This window comes from Streptomyces sp. NBC_00341, from assembly GCF_041435055.1.
Taxonomy (GTDB): domain Bacteria; phylum Actinomycetota; class Actinomycetes; order Streptomycetales; family Streptomycetaceae; genus Streptomyces.
Map to the genome: position 1 here is coordinate 7175039 of NZ_CP108002.1, position 21898 is coordinate 7196936.

The window sequence follows — 21898 nt, forward strand, 5'->3', positions numbered from 1 at the left end:
TCATGCGGATGCGAGCGCCTCCAGGAGGCTCAGGTCGTCGGTCGACAGCGAGATCTCCCCGGCCCGGAGGTTCTCCGCGAGATGGACGGGCGAACCGGTGCCCGGAGTCGGGCACAGGACGGGGGAGTGGTGCAGCAGCCAGGCGAGGGCGATCTGCCCACGGGTGGCGCCGTGGCGTTCCGCGATCCCGGCGAGCGCCGCGGCGTCCTCGCCGGTCAGCGCGCCGTTCGCCAGCGGGAACCAGGGCAGGAAGGCCAGGCCGTGGGCCTCGCACACTTTCAGTACCGCGTCCGACGAACGGTCCAGGAGATTGAACCGGTTCTGCACCGAGGCGATCCCGGTCAGGGAGAGCGCCTGTTCCAGCTGGTCTGCGGTAAGGGTGTCCAGACCGATGTACCGGATCTTACCCTCCTGCCGCAGCTCATCCAGAGCGCCCAGCTGCTCGGCCATCGGCACCTGCGGATCCAGCCGGTGCAGCTGGTAGAGGTCGATCCGGTCGGTCCGCAGCCGGCGCAGACTGGACTCGCACATGGCCCGCAGGTCCTCGGGCCGCCCCGCGATGTGCCAGCTGCTGTCACTGGTGCGCACGACACCGCCCTTGGTCGCGATCACCAGATCGTCGCGGTACGGGTGCAGCGCCTCGGCCACCAGCTCCTCCGCGACCCCGGGGCCGTAGTTCTCCGCGGTGTCGATCAGGGTCACGCCCTGGTCGACCGCCGCCCTGAGCACGGCCAGCGACTTCTGCCGGTCTGCGGGAGGCCCCCAGTAACCGGGGCCGGTCAGCTGCGCGGTGCCGTAGCCGAGACGGCGCACGGGCAGCTCGCCGCCGAGGAGGAAGGTGTCATCGGGGGACCGGAGCTCGTTGGACATGGAGAAACAGTAATCCACCCGCCGACTGTCGCTTTTCTTCAATACCCGGGGCAGGCCCCGGTCCTAGCCTGACGTGCATGAAGACCGAGCACGCCCATATGACCGAATGCGCCGCAGAGGCGGCCCGAGTCGCCCGCGCCGTCCGTCCCGCACAACTCGACAGCTCCGCCACCCCCTGCGAAGGCTGGGACGTCCGGGGGCTCGTCAACCACTGGGTGCTCTACACCTCGCACGGCATGGAGCACCGCGCCCTGCGCACCGAGATCCCCGAGGAGCTCACCACACGCGACTTCACGGCGGACGCCGACTGGGCCGAGCGGTACGCGGCCCAGCTGGACCGCGCCGTCGCCGCCTGGTCGGACCCCGCCGTCTGGGAGGGCACCATCGGAGAAGGCGACTCGGCCTCCCCGGCCGCGGACACCGCCGAGATGCTCATCATGGAGACGGCGCTGCACGGCTGGGACGTCGCGCGGGCCACAGGCCAGGAGTTCCGGCTCCCCGACGGCACGGCCGGCTACGTACTGAAGACCGTGGAGAAGACGGCCGAGCTCTACCGGCGGTACGAGGGCTTCGCAGCCGAGATCGCCGTCGGGAATCCGGTGTCCGGCTTCGAACGGGCGCTGGCCCTGAGCGGTCGCGATCCGCAGTGGACCGCCGCCTGAGAGCGGCCCAGCCGGGCAGCTGCTGAATGGCCTCGCCGGCTACGACGCCTTCTTCGAGCTCGACCGCGGCCGGACTACGCGCTGAGCGACGCCATCCCGGCGGCCGGCACCCGGGCCTCGTCGTACCGGTCCAGCAGCAGCCGCGCCAGCTCCGGCGACGGGCCCAGCACCCCGGCCAGTACATCCGCACCGGCCTCTGCCGCCCCCGCCGCGATGCGGTCCGGGAGGCGGCCCGGCGCGATCACGTAAGGGGCCACCGCGACCCTGCGCACACCCTCCGCCCGCAGGGCCCGTACCGCGTCCTCGGTACGGGGATGGGATGCGGAGGCGAACGCAGGCCGCACGGAACACCAACCGGTGTGCCGCAGCTCCCGCGCGATTTCAGCGATCACTGCGATCGCCTCCGGGTCGGTGGAGCCCGCCGAGGCCAGGACGAGCCCGGTCGAGCCTCTGTCGCCGGGGCGGACCCCGGCCTCGTGCAGCCGCTGTTCCAGGGCGGAGTTCAGCAGCGGCGAGGGGCCGAGCACCTCGGCCTGCCGCACGCGCAGCCGCGGCAGTCTGCCGCGCGCCTCCCGCAGTACCGCCGGGATGTCGGACTTGGCGTGGAAGGCCCGGGTGAGCAGCAGCGGAAGCGCCACCACGTCACTCACGCCCTGCCCGTCCAGCCGCTCCAGGACCCGCGGCACCGACGGCGCGTTGAAGTCCAGGAACCCGGTCTCCACCCGCAGCCCCGGCCGCAGCGCCCGTACCCGCGCGGTGAGCGCGTGCACGGTCGCGGCGTGCCGGGGATCGCGGCTGCCGTGGGCGATGACGAGGAGGACCGGAGAAGTCATGTCGGAGCTCAGTTCTTGACGAGGAGACCGCGGCTGCGCAGCACCCACCGCTCCAGCGGGCTGAAGATGAGCAGGTCGATGGCGATGCCGACGATCAGGATGAGGAAGATGGCGAGGAAGACCATCGACATGCTGCTGGTCTCGCGGCCCTGCTCCAGCAGCTGTCCCAGGCCCACGCCCAGATCGGGCGAGGAGGCGATGATCTCCGCGGCCATCAGCGAGCGCCAGGAGAAGGCCCAGCCCTGCTTCAGACCGGCCAGATAGCCGGGCAGCGAGGCCGGCAGCACGATGTGCCAGGTGCCCCGGAGCCCGGTGGCGCCCAGCGTCTTGCCGGCCCGCAGGTGCAGCGGCGGGATCTGGTCGACACCGGCGACGAGCCCGTTGGCGATCGAGGGGACGGCGCCCAGCAGGATCACCGCGTACATCATCGTGTCGTCCAGGCCCAGCCAGATGACCGCGGGCGGCACCCAGGCCACCGAGGGCAGTGACTGCAGACCCGAGAGCACCGGGCCGATCGCCGCGCGCACCAGCTTCACCCGGGAGACCAGCAGCCCGAGCGGGGTGCCGATGACGAGTGCGAGGAGGAAACCGAGCAGACCGCGCGAGACGCTGGTCCAGATGTAGCCGAGCAGGGTGCCCTGGGCCCAGGCGTCGGACACCTCGGACCAGACCTGGGACGGCGAGGGCAGCTTGTAGTCGTCGGTGACCTTCGCCCAGATCAGGATCTGCCAGATGATGAGCACCAGTGCGACGGCCACCACCGGAGGCAGCACCTTCTGGGTCAGTACCTGGCGCACCGGGGTCCGGCTGATCCGTACCGCGTCGAGCGCGTCGAGCCCCGCTTCGAGGCCTGCCATGTCCTGGGCGGCGTCCTTCGGGGCCCCGGCCCCGGCGGTGCCGCTCGCGGCGGTGGTCTCAGTGCTGGCCATGTCGGCGGATCTCCCCACGCAGTTGTTCGGTGATCTCGACGGAGAGCTCCGCCACGGCGGTGTCCTCGATGCGGCGCGGCTGCTCGATGTCGACCGTCCACTCCCGCGCGATCCGGCCCGGCCGCGAGGACAGCAGCACGACCCGCTCGGCGAGGCGGACCGCCTCGCGCACGTTGTGCGTGACGAAGAGGACCGAGACGTTCGTCTCGCGCCAGATCCGGGTCAGCTCGTCGTGCAGCACATCCCGGGTGATGGCGTCGAGCGCGGCGAACGGCTCGTCCATCAGCAGCAGTTGGCTGTCCTGGGCGAGCGCGCGGGCCATCGCCACCCGCTGCCGCATGCCGCCGGAGAGTTCGTGCACCCGCTTGCCGTACGCCCCGCCCAGGCGGACGAGTTCGAGCAGCCGCTCCGCCTCCGGGCGGCGGTCCGCCTTCGGTACGCCGCGCAGCCGCAGCGCCAGTTCGATGTTCTTGCCCGCGGTCAGCCACGGGAAGAGGGCGTGCTCCTGGAACATCAGGGCCGGCCGCCCGCCGGGGGTCTCGATGGACCCCGCGGTCGGACGGTCGAGTCCCGCCACCAGATTGAGCAGCGTCGACTTGCCGCACCCGGAGGCTCCCAGGAGGGTGACGAACTCGCCGGGGGCGACATCGAGCGTGATGTCGTCCAGGACGAGCTGCTGCCCCTGCGGTCCGCCGAAGGACTTCGAGACGTGGTCGAGACGGGCGGCGTGCCCGACCGCCGTGCGGTCCTCGGCCGTGGTGAGCGTGGTCGTGGCCATGGTCGTCACCTCCTGGGAGATCCTGGAACGGGTCGGGTGCTTACTTGACCGAGAGACCGGCGTCGGCGACCCCGGGCTTGCCCGTGGCCTTGAGGACCTTGTTCAGCGGCCTCAGGTCGTAGATGCCCTTCAGGTCCGGCTCGTCCAGCAGACCGGCCTTCACCGCGTGCTCGGCCTCGGCGTCGAGCGTGGCGGCCAGCGGGTCGTCGGTGAACTCGATGGACTTCCACGCCGGGTCGATGACGTCGGCCGGAAGCTCCTTGCCGGACAGCGTCTTGAGCGCGCTGTTGGCGGAAGCCTTCGCCTTGTCCGGGTTGGCGTTGATCCACGCGTTGGTGTTGACCGAACCGCGCAGCACCGCCTCCACGACGTCCGGGTGCTGGTCGAGGAACTTCTGCGACACGATGATGTTCGTGATCACGAACTTGTCGTCCGGCCAGAGCTTCCGCTCGTCGAGGAGCACCTTCGCACCCTGCGCGACCAGCTTGGACGCGGTCGGCTCCGGCGCCCACGCACCGTCGATGGAACCGGACTTGTAGGCGTCCGGGGTCACCTTGTTGTCGGTACGGACCACGGAGACGTCGCCCTTGCCGCTCTGGGCGTCGACCTTCCAGCCCTTCTCGGATATCCAGTTGAGCAGCGCCACGTCCTGGGTGTTGCCGAGCTGCGGGGTCGCGATCTTCTTGCCCTTGAGGTCGTCCAGGGTCTTGATCTTCTTCGGGTTGACGACCAGCTTCACCCCGCCGGAGGCCGAACCGCCGATGATGCGCAGGCTCTTGCCCTTGGACTTGGTGAAGCCGTTGATGGCGGGCGAGGGGCCGATGAAGCCGATGTCGATCGAGCCGGCGTTGAGCGCCTCTATCTCGGACGGGCCCGCGTTGAACGTCGAGGGCTTGACCTCGGTGGAGCCGAGCTCCTTGGCGATGATGCCTTCCTGGATGCCGACCAGGGCGGTGGCGTGCGTGAGGTTCGGGAAGTACCCGATCTTCACGGTGTCCGCGGAGAGCTTCTTCCCGCCGGCGGAGACGTGTCCCTTCTTGGCGTCGTCGTCCTTCGAGTCGGAACCGTAGCCGCAGGCGGTGAGCGCCACGGCGAGCAGCGGCAGGGCGGCGGCAGCGGCGATGCTGCGGCGCAGCGTGGTACGTGGGGCAGACACGGGAGGGATTCCTCTCGGAGGCCCGGTGCTCACGCCCCCGCTAAGGCGGGTGACGCGGCCGGGCGGTCGGCAGGTCTTCGTCTGAACTGGCTTTGCGGGCGGTGCGGTTGGAGCTGCCGGGCGCGCAGGCAGTGCGCGTACGTCATCGCGCACATCGCGCAACCCCGCCCTGGCCGCTGCCGAGGGCGCCGCTGCCGACGCGGCCGCCCTCCTTCGCGAAGGTCGAGAAGATGTCCCTGCTCATCAGAAGTCCCACTCCGCTTCGTCGTCCGCCGGGGCCGCCGCCCGCACCACGGCGGCGAACGAGGCGCCCGCCATGCCGGCCGACAGGGTGGTGCCGTCCGCCGGGTCGATCAGCAGGAACGAGCCGGTGCGGCGCGAGTCGGCGTACGCGTCGAGCGCGAGTGGTTCCGCGGTGCGTACGACGACCCGTCCGATGTCGTTGGCGACGAGCTGTCCGGGGGCAGGGTGCTGGGAGAGGTCGTCGAGGGTGAGGCGGGAGGGGATGTCCTTGACTATGGCCTTGACCGTGCGGGTGGTGTGCTTGATCAGCACCCGCTGGCCCACGGTGAGCGGCCGGTCCGCGACGTGGCAGACGGTCGCCTCGACGTCCTGGGTGACCGCGGGGGCGTCGTCCGACGGAGCGATCAGGTCGCCGCGTGAGACGTCGACGTCGTCGGTGAGGCGGATCGTCACCGACTGCGGGGCCCAGGCGGTGTCCACGCTGTTGCCGAGCAGGTCGATGCCGGCGATCGTCGAGGTACGGCCGGAGGGCAGTACGGTGACGGGCTCGCCGATCCGGAACGCCCCGGCGGCGATCTGACCGGCGTAGCCCCGGTAGTCGCGGTGCTCCGGCGTCTGCGGCCGGATCACGTACTGGACCGGGAAGCGGGCGTGGCAGGCGGTGAGGTCGTGGCTGACCGGGACCGTCTCCAGGTGTTCCAGGACGGTCGGGCCGCCGTACCAGTCCATGTGGGAGGACGGTTCCACGACGTTGTCGCCGGCCAGCGCGGAGATCGGGATCGCGGTGATCTCCGGGACGCCGAGCGAGGCCGCGTAGGCGGTGAACTCCTTGGCGATGGCAGCGAATACGGGCTCCGCGTAGTCGACCAGGTCCATCTTGTTCACGGCCAGGACCACGTGCGGGACGCGGAGCAGGGCGGCGACGGCGGCGTGCCGGCGGGTCTGCTCGACGACCCCGTTGCGGGCGTCGACCAGCACGACGGCCAGCTCTGCGGTGGAGGCGCCCGTGACCATGTTGCGGGTGTACTGCACGTGGCCGGGGGTGTCGGCGAGGATGAACCGGCGCCGGGGTGTGGCGAAGTAGCGGTAGGCGACATCGATGGTGATGCCCTGTTCGCGCTCCGCGCGCAGTCCGTCGGTCAGCAGTGCGAGGTCGGGTGCTTCCTGGCCGCGCTTGCGGGACGCGTCCTCGACCGCCTCCAGCTGGTCGGTGAGGACCGACTTGGAGTCGTGCAGCAGCCGTCCCACGAGGGTGGACTTGCCGTCGTCCACGGACCCGGCGGTGGCGAACCGCAGCAGGGTGGTGGTCGACAGCTGCTCGGCCGGCTGGGTGGGTGTGGTCATGTTAGAAGTACCCCTCGCGCTTGCGGTCTTCCATCGCGGCCTCTGACATCTTGTCGTCGGCGCGGGTCGCGCCCCGCTCGGTGAGCCGGGAGGCGGCGATCTCGGTGATCACGGCGTCCAGGGTGGTGGCGTCGGAGTCGACGGCGCCGGTGCAGGACATGTCACCGACCGTGCGGTAGCGGACCTGGCGGGTCTCGGTCCGCTCGTGCTCCTTGGGGCCGCCCCAGTCGCCCGCGGTCAGCCACATGCCGGAGCGGCTGAAGACCTCGCGCTCATGGGCGAAGTAGATCTGCGGGAGCTCGATGCCCTCGCGCTCGATGTACTGCCACACGTCCAGCTCGGTCCAGTTGGAGATCGGGAAGACCCGGACGTGCTCACCCGGGGCGTGCCGGCCGTTGTAGAGCTGCCACAGCTCGGGGCGCTGGCGGCGCGGGTCCCACTGGGAGAACTCGTCGCGCAGCGAGAACACCCGCTCCTTCGCCCGCGCCTTCTCCTCGTCACGCCGCCCGCCGCCGAACACCGCGTCGAACCGGTGCTGCTGGATCGCCTCGGTCAACGGCACCGTCTGCAGCGGGTTGCGGGTGCCGTCGGGGCGCTCGCGGAGCTTCCCGGCGTCGATGTACTCCTGGACGGAGGCGACGTGCAGCCGCAGCCCGTGCTCGGCGACCGTGCGGTCGCGGTACTCCAGGACCTCGGGGAAGTTGTGCCCGGTGTCCACGTGCAGCAGCGTGAACGGCACCGGGGCGGGCGCGAAGGCCTTGAGCGCCAGGTGCAGCATCAGGATCGAGTCCTTGCCGCCGGAGAACAGGATCACCGGCCGCTCGAACTCCCCCGCCACCTCACGGAAGATGTGCACCGCCTCGGACTCCAGGGAGTCCAGGTGGCTGAGTGCGTACGGATTGGCGGTGCCTTCCGACACAGTCGCGACGGTCGTCACGCTGCACCCCTCTCGCTCAGCAGCGCGTACAGCTCCGCCGCGGACTCCTGCACGGTCTGCCGGTGCGACTCGATCCGCAGGTCCGGCGACTCGGGGGCCTCGTAGGGGTCGTCCACCCCGGTCAGCCCGCTGATCTCGCCCGCCGCCTGCTTGGCGTAGAGCCCCTTCACATCGCGCACCGAGCACACCTCGACCGGTGTGGCGACGTGCACCTCCAGATACGCGGTGCCCTCGGACCGGTGCCGCTTGCGGACCGCCTCCCGGCTGTCCGCGTACGGCGCGATGACGGGGACCAGCACCTTCACTCCGTTGGCCGCCAGCAGCCCGGCGACGAAGCCGATCCGAGCCACGTTGGTGTGCCGGTCCTCGCGGGAGAAGCCGAGGCCCGCGGAGAGGAACTCCCGGATCTCGTCGCCGTCGAGCACCTCCACCCGGTGGCCCTCGCCGCGCAGCCGCGCGGCGAGTTCGCGGGCGATGGTGGTCTTGCCCGCGCTCGGCAGACCGGTCAGCCAGATGGTGGCTCCCGTCTCCGTCACGCTCATCGAAGTCTCCTGATCAGTCGTCATCAGCCGTGCAGCCCGCACTCGGTCTTGCCGCTGCCGGCCCAGCGGCCGGCGCGGGCGTCCTCGCCCTCCAGCACCCGGCGGGTGCAGGGCGCGCAGCCCACGGAGGCGTAACCGTCCATCAGCAGCGGGTTGGTGAGCACCCCGTGCTCCGCGACGTACGCGTCGACGTCGTCCTGGGTCCAGCGGGCGATCGGTGAGACCTTGACCTTCTGCCGCTTCTCGTCCCAGCCGACCACCGGGGTGTTCGCCCGGCTGGGGGACTCGTCGCGGCGCAGCCCGGTCGCCCAGGCGGTGTACGAAGTCAGGCCCTCCTCAAGGGGCTTGACCTTGCGCAGCTTGCAGCAGAGGTCGGGGTCGCGGTCGTGCAGCTTCGGCCCGTACTCGGCGTCCTGCTCGGCGACGGTCTGCCGCGGGGTCAGGGTGATGACGTTGACGTCCATCACCGCCTCCACCGCGTCGCGGGTGCCGATCGTCTCGGGGAAGTGGTAGCCGGTGTCGAGGAAGACCACGTCCACGCCCGGCAGGGCCCGGGAGGCGAGGTGGGCGACGACCGCGTCCTCCATCGAGGAGGTGACGCAGAAACGCGGCCCGAAGACGCGGGTCGCCCAGCCGAGGATCTCCGCTGCGGAGGCGTCCTCCAGCTCGCGTCCGGCTTTCTCCGCCAGCTCCCTGAGCTCGTCCGACGTGAGCTTCTCGACTTGCAGCGTGTCCGTCATATCCCGTCCCCTTCAACGTCGTTGCGCACCAGTCCCCGGGTCAGCAGGCCCAGGAACTTCAGCTGGAACGCTCGGTTGCAGGAGGCGCATTCCCAGGCCCCGTGTCCCGTCTCGTGCGGGCGCAGGTCCTCGTCACCGCAGTAGGGGCAGTGGAACGGTGCGGCGCGCTCGCTCATGACAGCGACTCCGCACTGGCCCGCGCCGCCCAGGTCGCGAAGCGCTCGTCGCCCTCGCGCTCCTTCTGGAAGTTCCCGAGGACCCGCTCGACGTAGTCGGGCAGTTCGTCGGAAGTGACCTTCAGGCCACGGACCTTGCGGCCGAAGCCGGCCTCCAGGCCGAGCGCGCCGCCCAGGTGCACCTGGTAGCCCTCCACCTGGTTGCCCTCGCCGTCCAGCATGAGCTGGCCCTTGAGGCCGATGTCGGCGGTCTGGATGCGGGCGCAGGCGTTGGGGCAGCCGTTGATGTTGATGGTGAGCGGCTCGTCGAACTCCGGCATGCGGCGCTCCAGTTCGTCGATGAGCGAGGCGCCGCGCGCCTTGGTCTCGACGATCGCCAGCTTGCAGTACTCGATGCCGGTGCAGGCCATCGTGCCTCGGCGGAAGGGGGACGGCTTCACTTGGAAGCCGAGCTCTTCGAGGCCGGCCACCAGGGATTCGACCCGGTCCGGCTCCACGTCGAGGATCAGCATCTTCTGCTCGACGGTGGTGCGCAGCCGGTCGGAGCCGTGCGCGGCGGCCAGATCGGCGATCTTGGTGAGAGTGGGACCGTCGACCCGGCCGACCCGCGGTGCGAAGCCGACGTAGAGGCGGCCGTCCTGCTGCTCGTGGACGCCCACGTGGTCGCGCCAGCGGCTGCTGGGCTGCTCGGGCGCGGGGCCGTCGAGCAGCGGCCGCTTGAGGTACTCGTCCTGAAGCACCTGGCGGAATTTGACGGGCCCCCAGTCGGCCATCAGGAACTTCAGCCGGGCGCGGGTGCGCAGCCGCCGGTACCCGTAGTCACGGAAGATCCCGACGACTCCCGCCCAGACGTCCGGGACCTCGGCCAGCGGCACCCAGGCGCCCAGGCGTTCGGCGAGCCGGGGGTTGGTCGAGAGGCCGCCGCCGACCCAGAGGTCGAAGCCGGGGCCGTGTTCGGGGTGGACGACGCCGACGAAGGCGATGTCGTTGATCTCGTGGACCACATCCTGCACGGGCGAGCCGGAGATCGCGGTCTTGAACTTGCGCGGCAGGTTCGAGAATTCCTTGCTGCCGATGTAGCGGTCGTGGATCTCGTCGACCGCCGGGGTCCCGTCGATGATCTCGTCGGCGGCGATCCCCGCCACCGGGGAGCCGATGATCACGCGCGGGCAGTCGCCGCAGGCCTCCGTCGTGGACAGGCCGACGGCCTCCAGCTTCTCCCAGATGGCGGGGACGTCCTCGATACGGATCCAGTGCAGCTGGATGTTCTGCCGGTCGGTGACATCGGCGGTGCCTCGCGCGTACTTCTCGGAGACCTCACCGATCGCCCGCAGCTGCGCCGCCGTCAGCCGGCCGCCGTCGATGCGGACCCGGAGCATGAAGTACCGGTCGTCCAGCTCCTCCGGTTCCAGGACCGCGGTCTTGCCGCCGTCGATCCCGGGCTTGCGCTGCGTGTACAGGCCCCACCAGCGCATGCGTCCGCGAAGGTCGTTCGGGTCGATCGAGTCGAACCCGCGCTTGGCGTAGATCGTCTCAATGCGCGTCCGCACGTTGAGACTGTCATCGTCCTTCTTGAACTGCTCATTGCCGTTGAGGGGGGTGTAGTGCCCCAGGGCCCACTGCCCTTCGCCGCGGTGGCGTCCCGCCTTGCGGCGAGGTGCGGCGGGCGCAGGCTGTTCCGGGGTAGCGGCCATGACGGTACGTCCTTCTGGACTGCGGGAGGGCGGCTCTGAACTGCACACTCGCGTCTGGGCGCGGCGGTGCGCAGGGTTTGCAGAGGAAAGGGATCGCGGCGGTGCTGGAGACTCTCAGCTCGCCGGACAGATGGCGCTGGACATGCGGCCGAGGTCGACGTGGCGTCGACTCACCAAGGCAATTCCAGTTCCAGACATGACGGAAGCGTGTCACGCGAATCTCGGACCAGTCCACCACTATCCATGATGTGGACGAGACTGTCCCGTCAGGTGAGACACTGTGGCGCCCGTCACTGAGGTGACGGACGCCGGGCCGCCCGGATAACCGGACAACTGTGTGCATTTCCCATGCGTGTCGGGTTACGGAAGCAGCTCCCGGCCGGAACCCGGCCACGGACCCGGATTCGCCACGTCAGGCTCCGTCTCGGTCCTGGTGTCGAAGAGCCGGAAGCCTCGGCGCAGATAGTTGTCCATGGCGTGCGGACCGTCCTTCGAGCAGGTGTGCAGCCAGACCCGCTTCGTCGTCGGCCGCTCCGGCCACCGCTCCGCCAGGTCCCAGGCGCGGGCCACCCCGTACGAGAGCAGATGGCCGCCGATCCGGCGCCCCCGGAACGCCGGGATGAGACCGAAGTACATGATCTCGACCACGCCGTCGTCCTGCGGGTCCAGCTCGATGTAGCCGGCCGGTGTGCCGTCCGCGTAGGCCACCCACGTCTCCGCGCCGGGCCGGTCCAGCGCCTCCTGCCACTGCGCGTACGTCATCGACAGCCGGTCCGTCCACCGGATGTCACCGCCGACCGCCGTATAGAGGAAGCGGCTGAACTCGGGCAGTGGTATCCCGGACCGGACGATCCGGACATCCCCCTCCGGCGCGGCTGAGGGCCGCAGATCATCGGGGGAGGTCTGCTCCAGCGACCAGATGGTCACCTCTGCGGTCACCTCTGCGGTCGGATCTACGGGGCGCTCGGGGTTGCTCATGACTGCCAGAAAACCATGCCCCCTGGCCCCGGCCCAAGCCGGTCCCGGCAGCCGGACGGCCACGACCTGCGCGGACGCCGTTCAACGAGTGCTCCGGGCCCGCGCGCACCCGTTCAACCCGCGCTGCGCGCCGCCGTCACCACCGGGGCGTTCGAGCGCGGCAGCAGATCGCCCGGGTGCTCCGGGTGGATCACCTCCACCTCGACCCCGTCACCGAAGCGGTACGGGCGGTGCGCCAGCACCTCCGCGAGATGGCGCCGCAGCCGGGAGATCTCGGCCCGCACCGTCACCGTCCTGGTCGGATCACCGAAGATGTCCTGCGCCAGCTCGGAGGCGGTACGCCCCTCACGGTGCAGCGCCAGCGCGAACAGCAGCTCGGCGTGGCGCGGGGACAGCCGCTGCGTCCAGGTACCCACCGGGCTGACCACGTTCACCGCGAGGCCGCGCGGCCGGCTCAGGTCGAGCACGACCCGGCGCGGCGGGCTGTCCATCGCGCCGTCCGCCACCTGCACCAGCCAGCCCCCCGGCAGCGGCTCGACCCGGCACATCCCGAGCGAGGGCAGCCACACCCGGCCCGGCCGCAGGGACTTCGGCAGCGGCAGCCGGTCCACCGGCGGCATCCCGGTGACCGCCGCCAGCCAGCCGTGGCCGTCCACGGCCAGCGCCCGGCCGCCCAGCCGGCAGAGCATCGGCGCCGCCACCGAGCGCAGCCGGTCGATGGACTCCAGATGCCGGGTCCTGATCTCGCTCTCCGCCAGCCGGGCCACCGAACCGACCAGGGCGAGCGTCGTCGGATGGAAGGTGGACGCGGGTCCGCTGATGTCGACGATCCCCATCAGCCGGCCGTCCCTGGGATCGCGCACCGGGGCCGCCGCACACGTCCACCCGTGCAGACTCCGCACGAAGTGCTCCGCGGAGTGCACCTGGACCGGGGCGCGCGCGGCGATCGCCGTGCCGATCGCGTTGGTGCCGGTGCTCTCCTCCGACCAGGCGGCGCCCTCCGCCAGGCAGATGTCGTCGGCCCGGCGCAGCACCCCCGTGTTGCCCTGGCGCCACAGCACCCGGCCCTCCACATCGGTGACCACCATGATCTGCTGCGAGGCGTCCGCGATGGCCGTCAGGGCGTCACCGAGCAGCGGCATCACCTCGCCCAGCGTGGAGCTCCTGCGCCGGTGCTCGATCTCGTCCGGCTCCAGCAGGACGCTGTGGGTGGACTTCTCCGGATCGATCCCGCTGCGCAGCACCCGGTTCCACGAGTCGCCGATCTCGGCCCGCGGCGCGAGCGGCATGCGGTCACCGGCCAGCCGCGCCTCGCGGGCCCGGTGGATCAGGCGCGCGGCCCGGTCCGACTCCCGGACCGCCAGCCGCATCACATCGACAGGACTTGCCTCCATGCCGGATCCCCCCTGGAGCCTCTTGATACCCGTGTCAAGGACGCGGGGCCCCATCCTGCCGCTGCCGGGGTCCCGATGCCGCAACTCCACACAATGGTTGCAACCCTCTGCAACTCTGGCGACGCTCCCCGGTCCGTACAAGAGTGGCGGTACACCGGACGGCGCGGCCTCGGCCTCGTAGCCCGGTGTGTACAGCATGGGGGGTGGTGCCGTGTCGGCGCAGCACCACCCCCCGTTGCTGCCCCCGCGCGCGCCCGAGGACGGATGTCAGCCCGCCACGGGCCGCGCCCGCTCCACGACCGACGCCAGATCCAGGGTGTGCGGCAGCGTCCCGAACGCCGAGCCCCAGTCCCCGCCCAGCCGTGAGGCGCAGAACGCGTCGGCGACCTCCGGCGGTGCCCAGCGGACCAGCAGCGAGCCCTGCAGCACCAGAGCCATCCGCTCCACCAGCCGCCTGCCGCGCGCCTCGATCCCGGCCAGATCCGCCAGCTCGGTCAGCAGGTCCTTGATCGCCCGGTCCAGCCGGTGATCGGAGCCCCGCGCCAGGCCGACCTCCGAGAGGAAGGCGTTCAGCGCCAGCGGCTCGCGTTGCAGCGCCCGCAGCACATCCAGCGCCTGTACGTTCCCCGACCCCTCCCAGATCGAGTTGAGCGGCGCCTCCCGCAGCAGCCGGGGCATGCCCGACTCCTCCACATAGCCGTTCCCGCCCAGGCATTCGAGCGCCTCGCCCACCATCGGCGTGCACCGCTTCGTCACCCAGTACTTGGCCGCCGGCACCGCGATCCGCAAGAACGCCGCCTCGCTCTCCGTCCCCGCGTCGTACGCGGCGGCCAGCCGCATCGCCAGCACCGTCGCCGCCTCCGACTCCAGCGCCAGATCGGCCAGCACGTTGCGCATCAGCGGCTTGTCCACCAGCACCCCGCCGAACGCGCTCCGGTACGTGGCGTGGTGCACCGCCTGCGCCACCGCCTGCCGCATCAGCGCGGCGGAGCCGGTCACACAGTCCAGCCGGGTCGCCGCCACCATCTCGATGATCGTGCGCACCCCGCGCCCCTCCTCACCGATCCGGCGGGCCCACGTACCGTCGAACTCGACCTCGGCCGACGCGTTGGACCGGTTGCCCAGCTTGTCCTTGAGCCGCTGGATCGCGAACGCGTTGCGGGTGCCGTCCGGCAGCACCCGGGGCAGCAGGAAGCACGTCAGTCCGCCGGGCGCCTGCGCCAGGACCAGGAACCCGTCGGACATCGGCGCCGAGCAGAACCACTTGTGCCCGGTGAGCAGGTACTCGCCCTCGGCGGACAGCGGCTCCGCGCGCGTCGTGTTCGACCGGACGTCCGTGCCGCCCTGCTTCTCCGTCATGCCCATCCCGAGGAGCGCTCCGGCCTTCTCCGCGGCCGGCCGCAGCCCCTCCTCGTACACGTGCGAGGTCAGCAGCGGCTCCCAGTCGGCTGCCGCCGCCGGATCGGTGCGCAGCGCGGGCACCGCGGCGTGCGTCATCGAGAGCGGGCAGCCGTGGCCCGCCTCCGCCTGCGTCCAGACCAGGAAACCGGCCGCCCGGCGCACATGCCCGCCCGGCCGGTCCCAGGCGTCGGTCAGTCCCGCGGAGACCGCGTGCCCGAGCAGCCGGTGCCAGGCCGGATGGAACTCCACCTCGTCGACGCGGTTCCCGTACCGGTCATGGGTGCGCAGCCGGGGCGGATTCCCGTTCGCCTGCTCACCCCACCGCCGAGCCTGCGCGGAACCGGCGGACCGGCCGAGCCGGACCAGGCCGGCCCGCGCCTCTTCGAGCAGCTCAGGCGCGAGGTGCCGGTCCACGGCCTCGGTGAGCGCGAGGTCCGCGGAGAAGACGTCGTAGCCGAGCAGGGGAGGGGGCTGGTTGGACACTGTGTGGGTGGTGGCTGCCATGCCGATACGGTAAGGACGTGCAGGCAGCAAATGAAACACCCGAGCGGCCACCGGGCCGGCTCCACCGGGCGCGAGTCCTCTACCGCAACGTCTCCAAGCGGCAGATGGCCTGGCAACTGCTCAAGGACACCGTCAACTCGTGCATGGAGTACCGCATTCTGGGACTCGCGGCCGAGGCGGCGTTCTTCACCCTGCTCTCCCTGCCGCCGCTGCTGCTGGGACTGATCGGCCTGCTCGGCTACGTCGACGAGTGGACCAGCACCACCACGGTCGCCTCCATCGAGAACAACATCCTCAGCGCGGCGCAGACCGTGCTCTCCCAACGGGGCGTCAACGACTTCGCCAAACCGCTCCTGGCGGACGTCACCACCGGGGCCCGGCCCGACGTCATCTCGATCGGTTTCGCGATCGCGCTCTGGTCCGGCTCCCGTGCGGTCAACGTCTTCATCGACACCATCACCGTGATGTACGGGCTCGACGGCCAGCGCGGCATCGTCAAGACCCGGATGCTCGCCTTCTCGCTGTACGTGGTGGCGCTGCTGCTCGGCGCGATCGTGCTGCCGCTCCTGGTGGTCGGCCCTGACCGGGTCGTTGAGTACATCCCCTGGGGCACCGAGCTGATAAGCGTCATGTACTGGCCCCTGGTGATATTGCTGTCCATCGCCTTCCTGACGACGCTCTACCACGTGTCCGTCCCCGTCCGCTCGCCCTGGATCGAGGACACCCCGGGGGCGCTGATGGCGCTCGCGATCTGGGTGCTGGGCAGCTTCCTGCTGCGGATCTACCTCACGAGTACGGTCGAGGGCCCGACGATCTACGGATCGCTCGCCGCACCCATCGCCGTACTGCTGTGGATCGGCGTCTCCGCGTTCGCGGTGCTGGTGGGCGCCGCCGTCAACGCCGCCATCGACCGGGTGTGGCCCTCGGTCGCGACGGCCGCGGCACGTGCGGCCAACGACCGGGTGCGCGCGGTCCAGGCGGCGGAGTTCGTGGCCCGCACCAAGGCGGAGAGCTGGGACGAGGACGCGGACGACGAGTACGGGGACGAGGGCGACAGCCCCTATATGCCGTCCGAGTTCCCGGAGCGGTGGTCCCGGTTCCTGCCGCCCGACGACGTGAAGTCCAGGCTCCAGCCGGGCCGCGAGAAGGAGCCGGACAAGCCGTACCGGCCCAGCGAATGAGAGCGGCCGTCAGCCGGCGGCGGGCGGCTGCGGCGGCTGAGCGGCCTGTGCCGGCAGTACGGGCTGCGGTGCCGGTGCGGAACCGGGTGACCACGACAGCTTGACCGTCAGATGGCCCTCCACCGCGCTCTTCGCGATCACGGCCCCGGCCTCGGTGGTGATCTTCACCCCGAACTCGATCTCCACCCCGTCCGGCTTCAGCGTGCCGTCCCGGAACACCGCGAGCGCCGATTCGGCCGCCGCCCGGATTCCCTGGAGCGCATGGTCGAAGGTGCGCCCGGAGCGGGCCAGGGCGTTGCCGTCCCGCGAGACCAGCTGCGCACCCGGAGCGTGCCGGTCGACCTCGACCATCACCGTCGCGCCGCTGTCGGTGGTGAATTCCATCAATGCCGCCATGACCGCCCCCGGGATGCCGATTCCGACCGTTTTCCGTGTGCCCGTCCTTGGACGAGACTAGTGCTATGGGCGACCGGTACGAAGAGCGCGCGTCGAGACTCGACGGTGCGAAGGTGTGGACGCTGACCGTGCCACCGGGCTCGGCCCACCCGGTGCTGCCCGACGGCTGCATGGACCTGCTCTGGATCGGCGGCAGGCTGCTCGTCGCGGGCCCGGACACACGCGCCGAACCCGCCCCCGTGAGCGACGGGGGCAGCTTCGCGGGCATCCGCTTCGCCCCCGGCACGGCTCCCGCCCTGCTCGGCGTACCGGCGCACGAACTGCGCGACCGCCGGATCGCGCTGGCCGGGCTGTGGCCGGCCGCGGAGGTCCGCGAGCTCACCGAGCGGGTCGCGGAGGCCGCGGAGCCGGCCGCGGCCCTGGAGGAGATCGCCCTGCGCCGGGCGGCAGACACCGCGCCCCCGGACCCGGTGATGACCTACGTCGCCGCGCAGCTGGACGCCGGCCGGTCCGTCGCGAACACGGCACGGGCGGCCGGTCTCGGCGCACGCCAGCTGCACCGCCGCTCCCTGGCGGCCTTCGGATACGGCCCCAAGACGCTCGCCCGGGTCCTGCGCCTCCAGCGCGCGCTGGCCCTCGTACGGTCCGGAACGCCGTACGCCGATGCCGCGCTCGCGGCGGGCTGCGCCGACCAGGCGCATCTCGCCCGGGAGATGCGCGAACTGGCCGGCACCACCCTGACCGGGTACCTCGCCGCCTCCTAGGAAGTGGCGGCGAACAGCGACACCGCGCAGCCGTCCGGATCGAGGACGACGGCGTACCGCTGCCCCCACACCGCGTCCCACGGCTTCAGGTGCCCAGGGTGGCCGGCGGCGGTCAGCTCCGCGTAGACGGCGTCGACCTCCGCCGGGCTGTCGCAGAGGAAGGCGAGACCGAGGCGCTCACCGCCCTTCGTCCCGGACCACTCGGGGTCGAAGGAGCGGACGACGTCCTCGGTGTCCCACAGCAGCCGCTGTCCGCCCGGGAGCGTCACTTCGACATGGGGTGCGGATTCCGCGTCTGCGGGGATGTCGAGGCCGAGCCGCCGGTAGAAGGCGAGCGATGCGGGCAGGTCCGCGGTGGTGACGCTGATCGCGTCGAGTCGTGGAGTCATGGTCCGACCGTAGGCCGGGCGCCCGCCGGAGGTCTTGTACGAATCGGTCCTGCCCGGCCCCTTCAGAGGCACTGCTCCGGGGAGGTGCCCGGGTCCGTCAGGGCCAGGCCGAGCCCGGCGCGTTCGGTGACCCAGCGGGTCGGGCGGTGGCGCGGGTCGCCGGTCGTCGCGTACAGGGCCCGGTGCAGCTCCAGCATCCGGGCCGCGCCGATCCGGTCGCCCCAGGCGAGCGGCCCGACCGGGTAGCCGAGACCGGTGGTGACGGCCGGATCGATATCGGCCGGGGCCGCCAGCGCGCGCTCCGCGATGGACGCCGAGACCGACACGATGGAGGCGAGCAGCCGCTGCGCGACCGTGCCCGCGGTGTCCCGCACCACGGAGACCGCGAACGGCTCGCCGTCCGCCGCCCGTGCCAGTACCGCGCGGGCGTCCCGCGCGGCCGCCGGTTCCGCGGCGGGGGTCACCGCGAGTACCCGGCGGCGCCCGGCGGCGGGCAGCGGATCCACACCGAAGGTGCGTCCGGCGGGCAGCCGGTGCGCGGCCACCGCAGAGGCGACCGTGGTGCCCCAGACCGGGACCAGCACCAGCGCCCCGGCCGACGGCCGCGGCCCCGGCTCGACCGTGGCGCCCGCGCCGCTCAGCGCCTCGCGCAGCGCGGCGGCTTCCCGGTCCTCGTGCGCGGCGGCGAAGACGTGCACCGGGCGGTCCGCGTCGCCGGTGACCGGCGCCTCAACGGTCGGGGCGGGTGCCTCGGAGCCGTACGCGAACCAGCCTCTGCCGGTCTTGCGGCCGAGCAGCCCGGCGGTCACCCGGTTCGGGGTCAGGTAGGAGGGGCGCAGCCGGTCCTCGTGCCGGAAGCCCTCCCAGATCGAGTCGATGACGGCGGCGGTCACATCGAGTCCGGTGAGGTCCATCAGCTCGAACGGGCCCATCCGCAGGCCGAGTACGTCCCGGGCGATCCGGTCGATGCCCGCCGGGTCGCTGACGTTCTCCTCCAGCAGCGCGAGCGCCTCCGTCACGAGTCCGCGCCCGGCGTGGTTGATCAGGAAGCCGGGGGTGTCGGCGACCGTGACCGCGCGGTGGCCGCAGCTCTCCACGAGCTCCGTCAGCAGCGGCGGGATATCGGGCCTGGTGGCCGCGCCGGGCACGACCTCGACGATCCGCATCAGCGGCACCGGGTTGAAGAAGTGCAGCCCGGCCAGCCGGGCCGGGTCCTTCAGCGTGGCGGCGATCCGGGTCACGGACAGCGAGGACGTGTTGGTCGCGAAGACGGCGGAGCCGGGCAGCGCCCGCTCCAGCCTGCCGAAGACCTCCGCCTTGGTGGCGAGGTCCTCCCGTACGGCCTCGATGACCAGCTCGACCTCCGGGCCCGCTGCCCACGGGTCCTCCAGCGGGACGAGACGTGCCACGGCGGACGTCGCGTCGTCGGCGGTCATCCGGCCCTTCTGCACGGCGCGCTCCAGCATGGAACGTACGAAGTGGGCCGCCTCCGTCACCGCCTCCGTCCGTACGTCGCACAGCTCGACGGTGTGTCCGGCCACGGCTGCCCACTGGGCGATGCCGCGGCCCATGGCTCCGGCTCCGACGATCCTGATACGCATGGCGGTCACGGTCCTCTCGGGGTGGGGACAGGCGGATCGATCCGGTGGTTCCCGCGGATCTTCGTGGGGCCCGCGCGTACGTCGCCGCCCCACCGTGTCAGCGGCCATTGATCAGTGTCCAATACCAAATTAAGGTCGGATCGAGACGACTTATTGATCAATGGCGGCCGAGACAAGGGGCGGGCATGGAACTGCGCCATCTGTCCGCGTTTGTCGCCGTGGCCGAGGAACTGCACTTCGGCCGGGCCGCCAAGCGGCTGCAGATGGCCCAGCCGCCGCTGAGCCAGCAGATCCGGCGACTGGAGAAGGAGCTGGGCGTCCAGCTCTTCGAGCGCAACACCCGTTCGGTCCGGCTCACCGGCGCGGGGGAGTCGTTCCTCCAGCCGGTACGGACCGTGCTCGACGACCTCGACGTCGCGGTACGGGCCGCGAAGGCGGCGGGACGCGGCGAGTACGGCCGGGTCGGCATCGGCTTCGCGGGCGCCTCCAGCCACGAGACGCTGCCCCGGCTGACCCGGGCGGTGCGCGCCGCCCACCCGGGCATCGAGCTGGTGATGACGGGCCAGACCTACGCCAACGTCGCCCTGGCGAGGGTCGCGGACGGATCGCTTGACCTGGGGTTCGTACGGCTGCCGGTGACGCAGCCGGGCGTGGCCCACCGGGTGATCGACGAGGAGGAACTGGTCTGCGCGCTCCCGTCCGACCACCCGCTCGCCGCCCGGGACAGCGTCTGTATCGAGGCCCTGGCCGGGGAGCCGTTCGTCTCGTTCCCCGCCAACACCGGCTCCACCGTGCGCGACGCGATGGTCGGCGCCTGCGAGTCCGCCGGGTTCAACCCCAGGGTGGTACAGGAGGCCCCCGACTCGTACACGATCATGGCGCTGGTCGCCGCGGGGGTCGGGGTGACCCTCACCGTCACCTCCGTCCAGCACATCCAGCAGAACGGCCTCGTCTACCGCCCGCTCGCCGGTCCGCCCATCCGCCGTCAGGCGGCCCTGGCCTGGCGGGCCGACAACCCGTCCGCCGCCCTGCGCGCGGTACTCGCCGTCGCGCGGGACGCCCTGCCCACGCCGTCCCCTCCTCGAAAGGTCCCGCCGTGCCCGACCGAAACGATGTCGTGATCTGCGAACCGCTGCGCACCCCCATCGGCCGCTTCGGCGGAGCGCTCGCGGGGCAGTCACCGGCCTCCCTCGCCGCGCTCGTCATCGCCGAGGTCGTCGCCCGCACCGGAATCGACCCGGACCGGGTCGACGAGGTGATCCTCGGGAGCGCCTACCCGTCCGCAGACGCCCCTGCCATCGGCCGGGTCGCCGCGCTCGACGCCGGGCTCCCGCAGTCCGTCACCGGCACCCAGATCGACCGCCGTTGCGGCTCCGGACTACAGGCGGTCCTCGACGCCGCGATGCAGATCAGGGCCGGCTTCAGCGAGGTGGTGATCGCGGGCGGCGTCGACGTGATGAGCGCGGCCCCCTACTACACGCACGACGGCCGCTGGGGCATCAAGGGCCCCGGCCTCCAGCTCCACGACTCGCTCGCCCGGGGCAGGGTCACCGCGGGCGGCGTCAACCACCCGGTGCCCGGCGGCATGATCGAGACCGCCGAGAACCTCCGCCGGGAGTACGGCATCAGCCGCGCGGACCAGGACGCCCTGGCCCTGCGCTCGCAGCAGCGCGCGGCCCGTGCCGCCGCCGAAGGGCGGTACGAGGCGGAGACCGTCCCCGTCACCGTACGTACCCGCAAGAGCGACACGGTCGTCACCGCCGACGAGCACCCGCGCCCCGACACCACCGCCGAGCAACTAGCCGGGCTCCGCCCGATCATGGGCAAGGCCGACCCGGCGGCCACCGTCACCGCGGGCAACGCCAGCGGCCAGAACGACGCGGCCGCCGCCTGCCTGGTGACCAGTGCCGCCACGGCGGAACGGCTCGGCCTCACCCCGCTCGTCCGGCTGGTCTCCTTCGCCCGTGCCGGGGTACCGGCGGCCACCATGGGCATCGGCCCCGTCCCCGCCACCCGCACGGCGCTCGCCCGCGCCGGGCTCACCCTCGCCGATCTGGACCTGATCGAGCTCAACGAGGCCTTCGCCGCACAGGTGCTGGCCTGCACCCGCGAACTGGGGCTCGGCGAGAAGGACCACGAGGAGCGGATCAACGTGAACGGCTCCGGCATCTCGCTCGGCCACCCGGTCGGCGCGACCGGCGCCCGCCTCCTCGCCACCCTCACCAGGGAACTGCACCGCCGCGAGGCCCGGTTCGGCCTGGAGACCATGTGCATCGGCGGCGGACAGGGCCTGGCGGCGGTCTTCGAACGCATCGCGGCCTGAGCGGCTGCCCACACCCCGGCCGCACCACCGCGGCTCCGTCTCCGTGCCGCGTGCGGCCCCTTG

The 21898-nt window shown here is 71.7% G+C and carries 23 protein-coding genes; 5 read left to right on the plus strand and 18 right to left on the minus strand.

Annotated features, from left to right (window positions below; all coding sequences use genetic code 11):
• Positions 1-870 carry an aldo/keto reductase gene (locus OG892_RS32265; RefSeq protein WP_371630912.1) on the minus strand — a complete coding sequence of 290 codons (870 nt, stop codon included), beginning with the start codon at positions 868-870 and terminating at the stop codon, positions 1-3.
• A gap of 77 nt (positions 871-947) precedes the next feature.
• Between OG892_RS32265 and OG892_RS32270 the strand changes: the two genes are divergently transcribed.
• Entirely contained in the window at positions 948-1532 is a 585-nt protein-coding gene (locus OG892_RS32270; protein WP_371630913.1) for a TIGR03086 family metal-binding protein, read from the plus strand.
• Between the two features lie 74 nt (positions 1533-1606).
• Here the strand turns inward: OG892_RS32270 and OG892_RS32275 are convergent, their stop codons facing one another.
• The 14 genes from OG892_RS32275 to OG892_RS32340 all read right to left on the minus strand — a co-directional run bounded on the left by OG892_RS32275 (position 1607) and on the right by OG892_RS32340 (position 15181).
• Positions 1607-2365, minus strand: coding sequence for a sirohydrochlorin chelatase (locus tag OG892_RS32275; protein ID WP_371630914.1), 759 nt, complete (start codon positions 2363-2365; stop codon positions 1607-1609).
• 8 nt (positions 2366-2373) lie between these two features.
• Entirely contained in the window at positions 2374-3294 is a 921-nt protein-coding gene (locus OG892_RS32280; RefSeq protein ID WP_073734953.1) for an ABC transporter permease, read from the minus strand.
• Entirely contained in the window at positions 3281-4072 is a 792-nt protein-coding gene (locus tag OG892_RS32285; protein ID WP_073734954.1) for an ABC transporter ATP-binding protein, read from the minus strand. Before OG892_RS32285 ends, OG892_RS32280 begins: the two co-directional genes overlap by 14 nt.
• A 40-nt stretch (positions 4073-4112) precedes the next feature.
• Positions 4113-5228, minus strand: a complete 1116-nt coding sequence (locus OG892_RS32290; RefSeq protein ID WP_073734955.1) for an aliphatic sulfonate ABC transporter substrate-binding protein — start codon at positions 5226-5228, stop codon at positions 4113-4115.
• Positions 5229-5471: 243 nt separating this feature from the next.
• Positions 5472-6815 (minus strand): sulfate adenylyltransferase subunit 1, encoded by a 1344-nt coding sequence (locus tag OG892_RS32295; protein ID WP_073734956.1) that lies wholly within the window; start codon positions 6813-6815, stop codon positions 5472-5474.
• 1 nt (position 6816) lies between these two features.
• Entirely contained in the window at positions 6817-7752 is a 936-nt protein-coding gene (gene cysD / locus OG892_RS32300; protein ID WP_073734957.1) for a sulfate adenylyltransferase subunit CysD, read from the minus strand.
• The gene (cysC, locus tag OG892_RS32305) at positions 7749-8294 is read right to left on the minus strand and encodes an adenylyl-sulfate kinase (RefSeq protein ID WP_371630915.1); all 546 of its coding nucleotides are present in this window, start codon (positions 8292-8294) and stop codon (positions 7749-7751) included. The genes cysD and cysC overlap by 4 nt, the downstream gene beginning before the upstream one ends.
• A gap of 23 nt (positions 8295-8317) precedes the next feature.
• The gene (locus OG892_RS32310) at positions 8318-9034 is read right to left on the minus strand and encodes a phosphoadenylyl-sulfate reductase (RefSeq protein ID WP_328864897.1); all 717 of its coding nucleotides are present in this window, start codon (positions 9032-9034) and stop codon (positions 8318-8320) included.
• Positions 9031-9210, minus strand: coding sequence for a hypothetical protein (locus OG892_RS32315; protein ID WP_073734960.1), 180 nt, complete (start codon positions 9208-9210; stop codon positions 9031-9033). Before OG892_RS32315 ends, OG892_RS32310 begins: the two co-directional genes overlap by 4 nt.
• Positions 9207-10904, minus strand: a complete 1698-nt coding sequence (locus OG892_RS32320) for a nitrite/sulfite reductase (protein WP_371630916.1) — start codon at positions 10902-10904, stop codon at positions 9207-9209. The genes OG892_RS32315 and OG892_RS32320 overlap by 4 nt, the downstream gene beginning before the upstream one ends.
• Positions 10905-11018: 114 nt before the next feature.
• Positions 11019-11102, minus strand: a complete 84-nt coding sequence (locus tag OG892_RS32325) for a putative leader peptide (protein ID WP_309486338.1) — start codon at positions 11100-11102, stop codon at positions 11019-11021.
• 162 nt (positions 11103-11264) lie between these two features.
• Complete coding sequence (locus OG892_RS32330; protein ID WP_371630917.1) at positions 11265-11882, minus strand: GNAT family N-acetyltransferase; 618 nt, start codon at positions 11880-11882, stop codon at positions 11265-11267.
• Between the two features lie 113 nt (positions 11883-11995).
• Complete coding sequence (locus tag OG892_RS32335) at positions 11996-13276, minus strand: GAF domain-containing protein (RefSeq protein WP_327339662.1); 1281 nt, start codon at positions 13274-13276, stop codon at positions 11996-11998.
• Positions 13277-13543: 267 nt separating this feature from the next.
• Positions 13544-15181, minus strand: a complete 1638-nt coding sequence (locus OG892_RS32340) for an acyl-CoA dehydrogenase family protein (RefSeq protein WP_371630918.1) — start codon at positions 15179-15181, stop codon at positions 13544-13546.
• A 17-nt stretch (positions 15182-15198) separates the two neighbouring features.
• Between OG892_RS32340 and OG892_RS32345 the strand changes: the two genes are divergently transcribed.
• Complete coding sequence (locus OG892_RS32345; RefSeq protein ID WP_371630919.1) at positions 15199-16362, plus strand: YihY/virulence factor BrkB family protein; 1164 nt, start codon at positions 15199-15201, stop codon at positions 16360-16362.
• Between the two features lie 9 nt (positions 16363-16371).
• Here OG892_RS32345 and OG892_RS32350 read toward each other — a convergent pair whose 3' ends face one another.
• On the minus strand, positions 16372-16758 hold the full coding sequence (locus OG892_RS32350; RefSeq protein ID WP_371630920.1) for a CU044_2847 family protein: 387 nt from the start codon (positions 16756-16758) through the stop codon (positions 16372-16374).
• 65 nt (positions 16759-16823) lie between these two features.
• Here OG892_RS32350 and OG892_RS32355 point away from each other — a divergent pair, with 65 nt between their 5' ends.
• Positions 16824-17522 (plus strand): DUF6597 domain-containing transcriptional factor, encoded by a 699-nt coding sequence (locus OG892_RS32355; RefSeq protein WP_371630921.1) that lies wholly within the window; start codon positions 16824-16826, stop codon positions 17520-17522.
• Here OG892_RS32355 and OG892_RS32360 read toward each other — a convergent pair.
• On the minus strand, positions 17519-17911 hold the full coding sequence (locus OG892_RS32360) for a VOC family protein (RefSeq protein WP_371630922.1): 393 nt from the start codon (positions 17909-17911) through the stop codon (positions 17519-17521). The two genes, OG892_RS32355 and OG892_RS32360, sit on opposite strands and share 4 nt — an antisense overlap.
• Before the next feature lie 62 nt (positions 17912-17973).
• On the minus strand, positions 17974-19512 hold the full coding sequence (locus tag OG892_RS32365) for a 3-hydroxyacyl-CoA dehydrogenase (protein WP_371630923.1): 1539 nt from the start codon (positions 19510-19512) through the stop codon (positions 17974-17976).
• A 185-nt stretch (positions 19513-19697) separates the two neighbouring features.
• Here OG892_RS32365 and OG892_RS32370 point away from each other — a divergent pair, with 185 nt between their 5' ends.
• Both OG892_RS32370 and OG892_RS32375 read left to right on the plus strand, forming a co-directional pair.
• Positions 19698-20633 carry a LysR family transcriptional regulator gene (locus OG892_RS32370; RefSeq protein ID WP_371630924.1) on the plus strand — a complete coding sequence of 312 codons (936 nt, stop codon included), beginning with the start codon at positions 19698-19700 and terminating at the stop codon, positions 20631-20633.
• Complete coding sequence (locus tag OG892_RS32375) at positions 20609-21835, plus strand: acetyl-CoA C-acetyltransferase (RefSeq protein WP_328864890.1); 1227 nt, start codon at positions 20609-20611, stop codon at positions 21833-21835. The genes OG892_RS32370 and OG892_RS32375 overlap by 25 nt, the downstream gene beginning before the upstream one ends.
• The last annotated feature ends 63 nt before the right edge of the window (positions 21836-21898 follow it).

Excerpts from the sequence above, each read along its gene's own strand:
- OG892_RS32265 (WP_371630912.1), bottom strand. The coding sequence starts at position 870 with ATGTCCAACGAGCTCCGGTCCCCCGATGACACCTTCCTCCTCGGCGGC.
- OG892_RS32270 (WP_371630913.1), top strand. The coding sequence starts at position 948 with ATGAAGACCGAGCACGCCCATATGACCGAATGCGCCGCAGAGGCGGCC.
- OG892_RS32275 (WP_371630914.1), bottom strand. The coding sequence starts at position 2,365 with ATGACTTCTCCGGTCCTCCTCGTCATCGCCCACGGCAGCCGCGATCCC.
- OG892_RS32280 (WP_073734953.1), bottom strand. The coding sequence starts at position 3,294 with ATGGCCAGCACTGAGACCACCGCCGCGAGCGGCACCGCCGGGGCCGGG.
- OG892_RS32285 (WP_073734954.1), bottom strand. The coding sequence starts at position 4,072 with ATGGCCACGACCACGCTCACCACGGCCGAGGACCGCACGGCGGTCGGG.
- OG892_RS32295 (WP_073734956.1), bottom strand. The coding sequence starts at position 6,815 with ATGACCACACCCACCCAGCCGGCCGAGCAGCTGTCGACCACCACCCTG.
- cysC (WP_371630915.1), bottom strand. The coding sequence starts at position 8,294 with ATGAGCGTGACGGAGACGGGAGCCACCATCTGGCTGACCGGTCTGCCG.
- OG892_RS32310 (WP_328864897.1), bottom strand. The coding sequence starts at position 9,034 with ATGACGGACACGCTGCAAGTCGAGAAGCTCACGTCGGACGAGCTCAGG.
- OG892_RS32315 (WP_073734960.1), bottom strand. The coding sequence starts at position 9,210 with ATGAGCGAGCGCGCCGCACCGTTCCACTGCCCCTACTGCGGTGACGAG.
- OG892_RS32320 (WP_371630916.1), bottom strand. The coding sequence starts at position 10,904 with ATGGCCGCTACCCCGGAACAGCCTGCGCCCGCCGCACCTCGCCGCAAG.
- OG892_RS32325 (WP_309486338.1), bottom strand. The coding sequence starts at position 11,102 with ATGTCTGGAACTGGAATTGCCTTGGTGAGTCGACGCCACGTCGACCTC.
- OG892_RS32330 (WP_371630917.1), bottom strand. The coding sequence starts at position 11,882 with ATGAGCAACCCCGAGCGCCCCGTAGATCCGACCGCAGAGGTGACCGCA.
- OG892_RS32335 (WP_327339662.1), bottom strand. The coding sequence starts at position 13,276 with ATGGAGGCAAGTCCTGTCGATGTGATGCGGCTGGCGGTCCGGGAGTCG.
- OG892_RS32340 (WP_371630918.1), bottom strand. The coding sequence starts at position 15,181 with ATGGCAGCCACCACCCACACAGTGTCCAACCAGCCCCCTCCCCTGCTC.
- OG892_RS32350 (WP_371630920.1), bottom strand. The coding sequence starts at position 16,758 with ATGGCGGCATTGATGGAATTCACCACCGACAGCGGCGCGACGGTGATG.
- OG892_RS32355 (WP_371630921.1), top strand. The coding sequence starts at position 16,824 with ATGGGCGACCGGTACGAAGAGCGCGCGTCGAGACTCGACGGTGCGAAG.
- OG892_RS32360 (WP_371630922.1), bottom strand. The coding sequence starts at position 17,911 with ATGACTCCACGACTCGACGCGATCAGCGTCACCACCGCGGACCTGCCC.
- OG892_RS32365 (WP_371630923.1), bottom strand. The coding sequence starts at position 19,512 with ATGCGTATCAGGATCGTCGGAGCCGGAGCCATGGGCCGCGGCATCGCC.
- OG892_RS32370 (WP_371630924.1), top strand. The coding sequence starts at position 19,698 with ATGGAACTGCGCCATCTGTCCGCGTTTGTCGCCGTGGCCGAGGAACTG.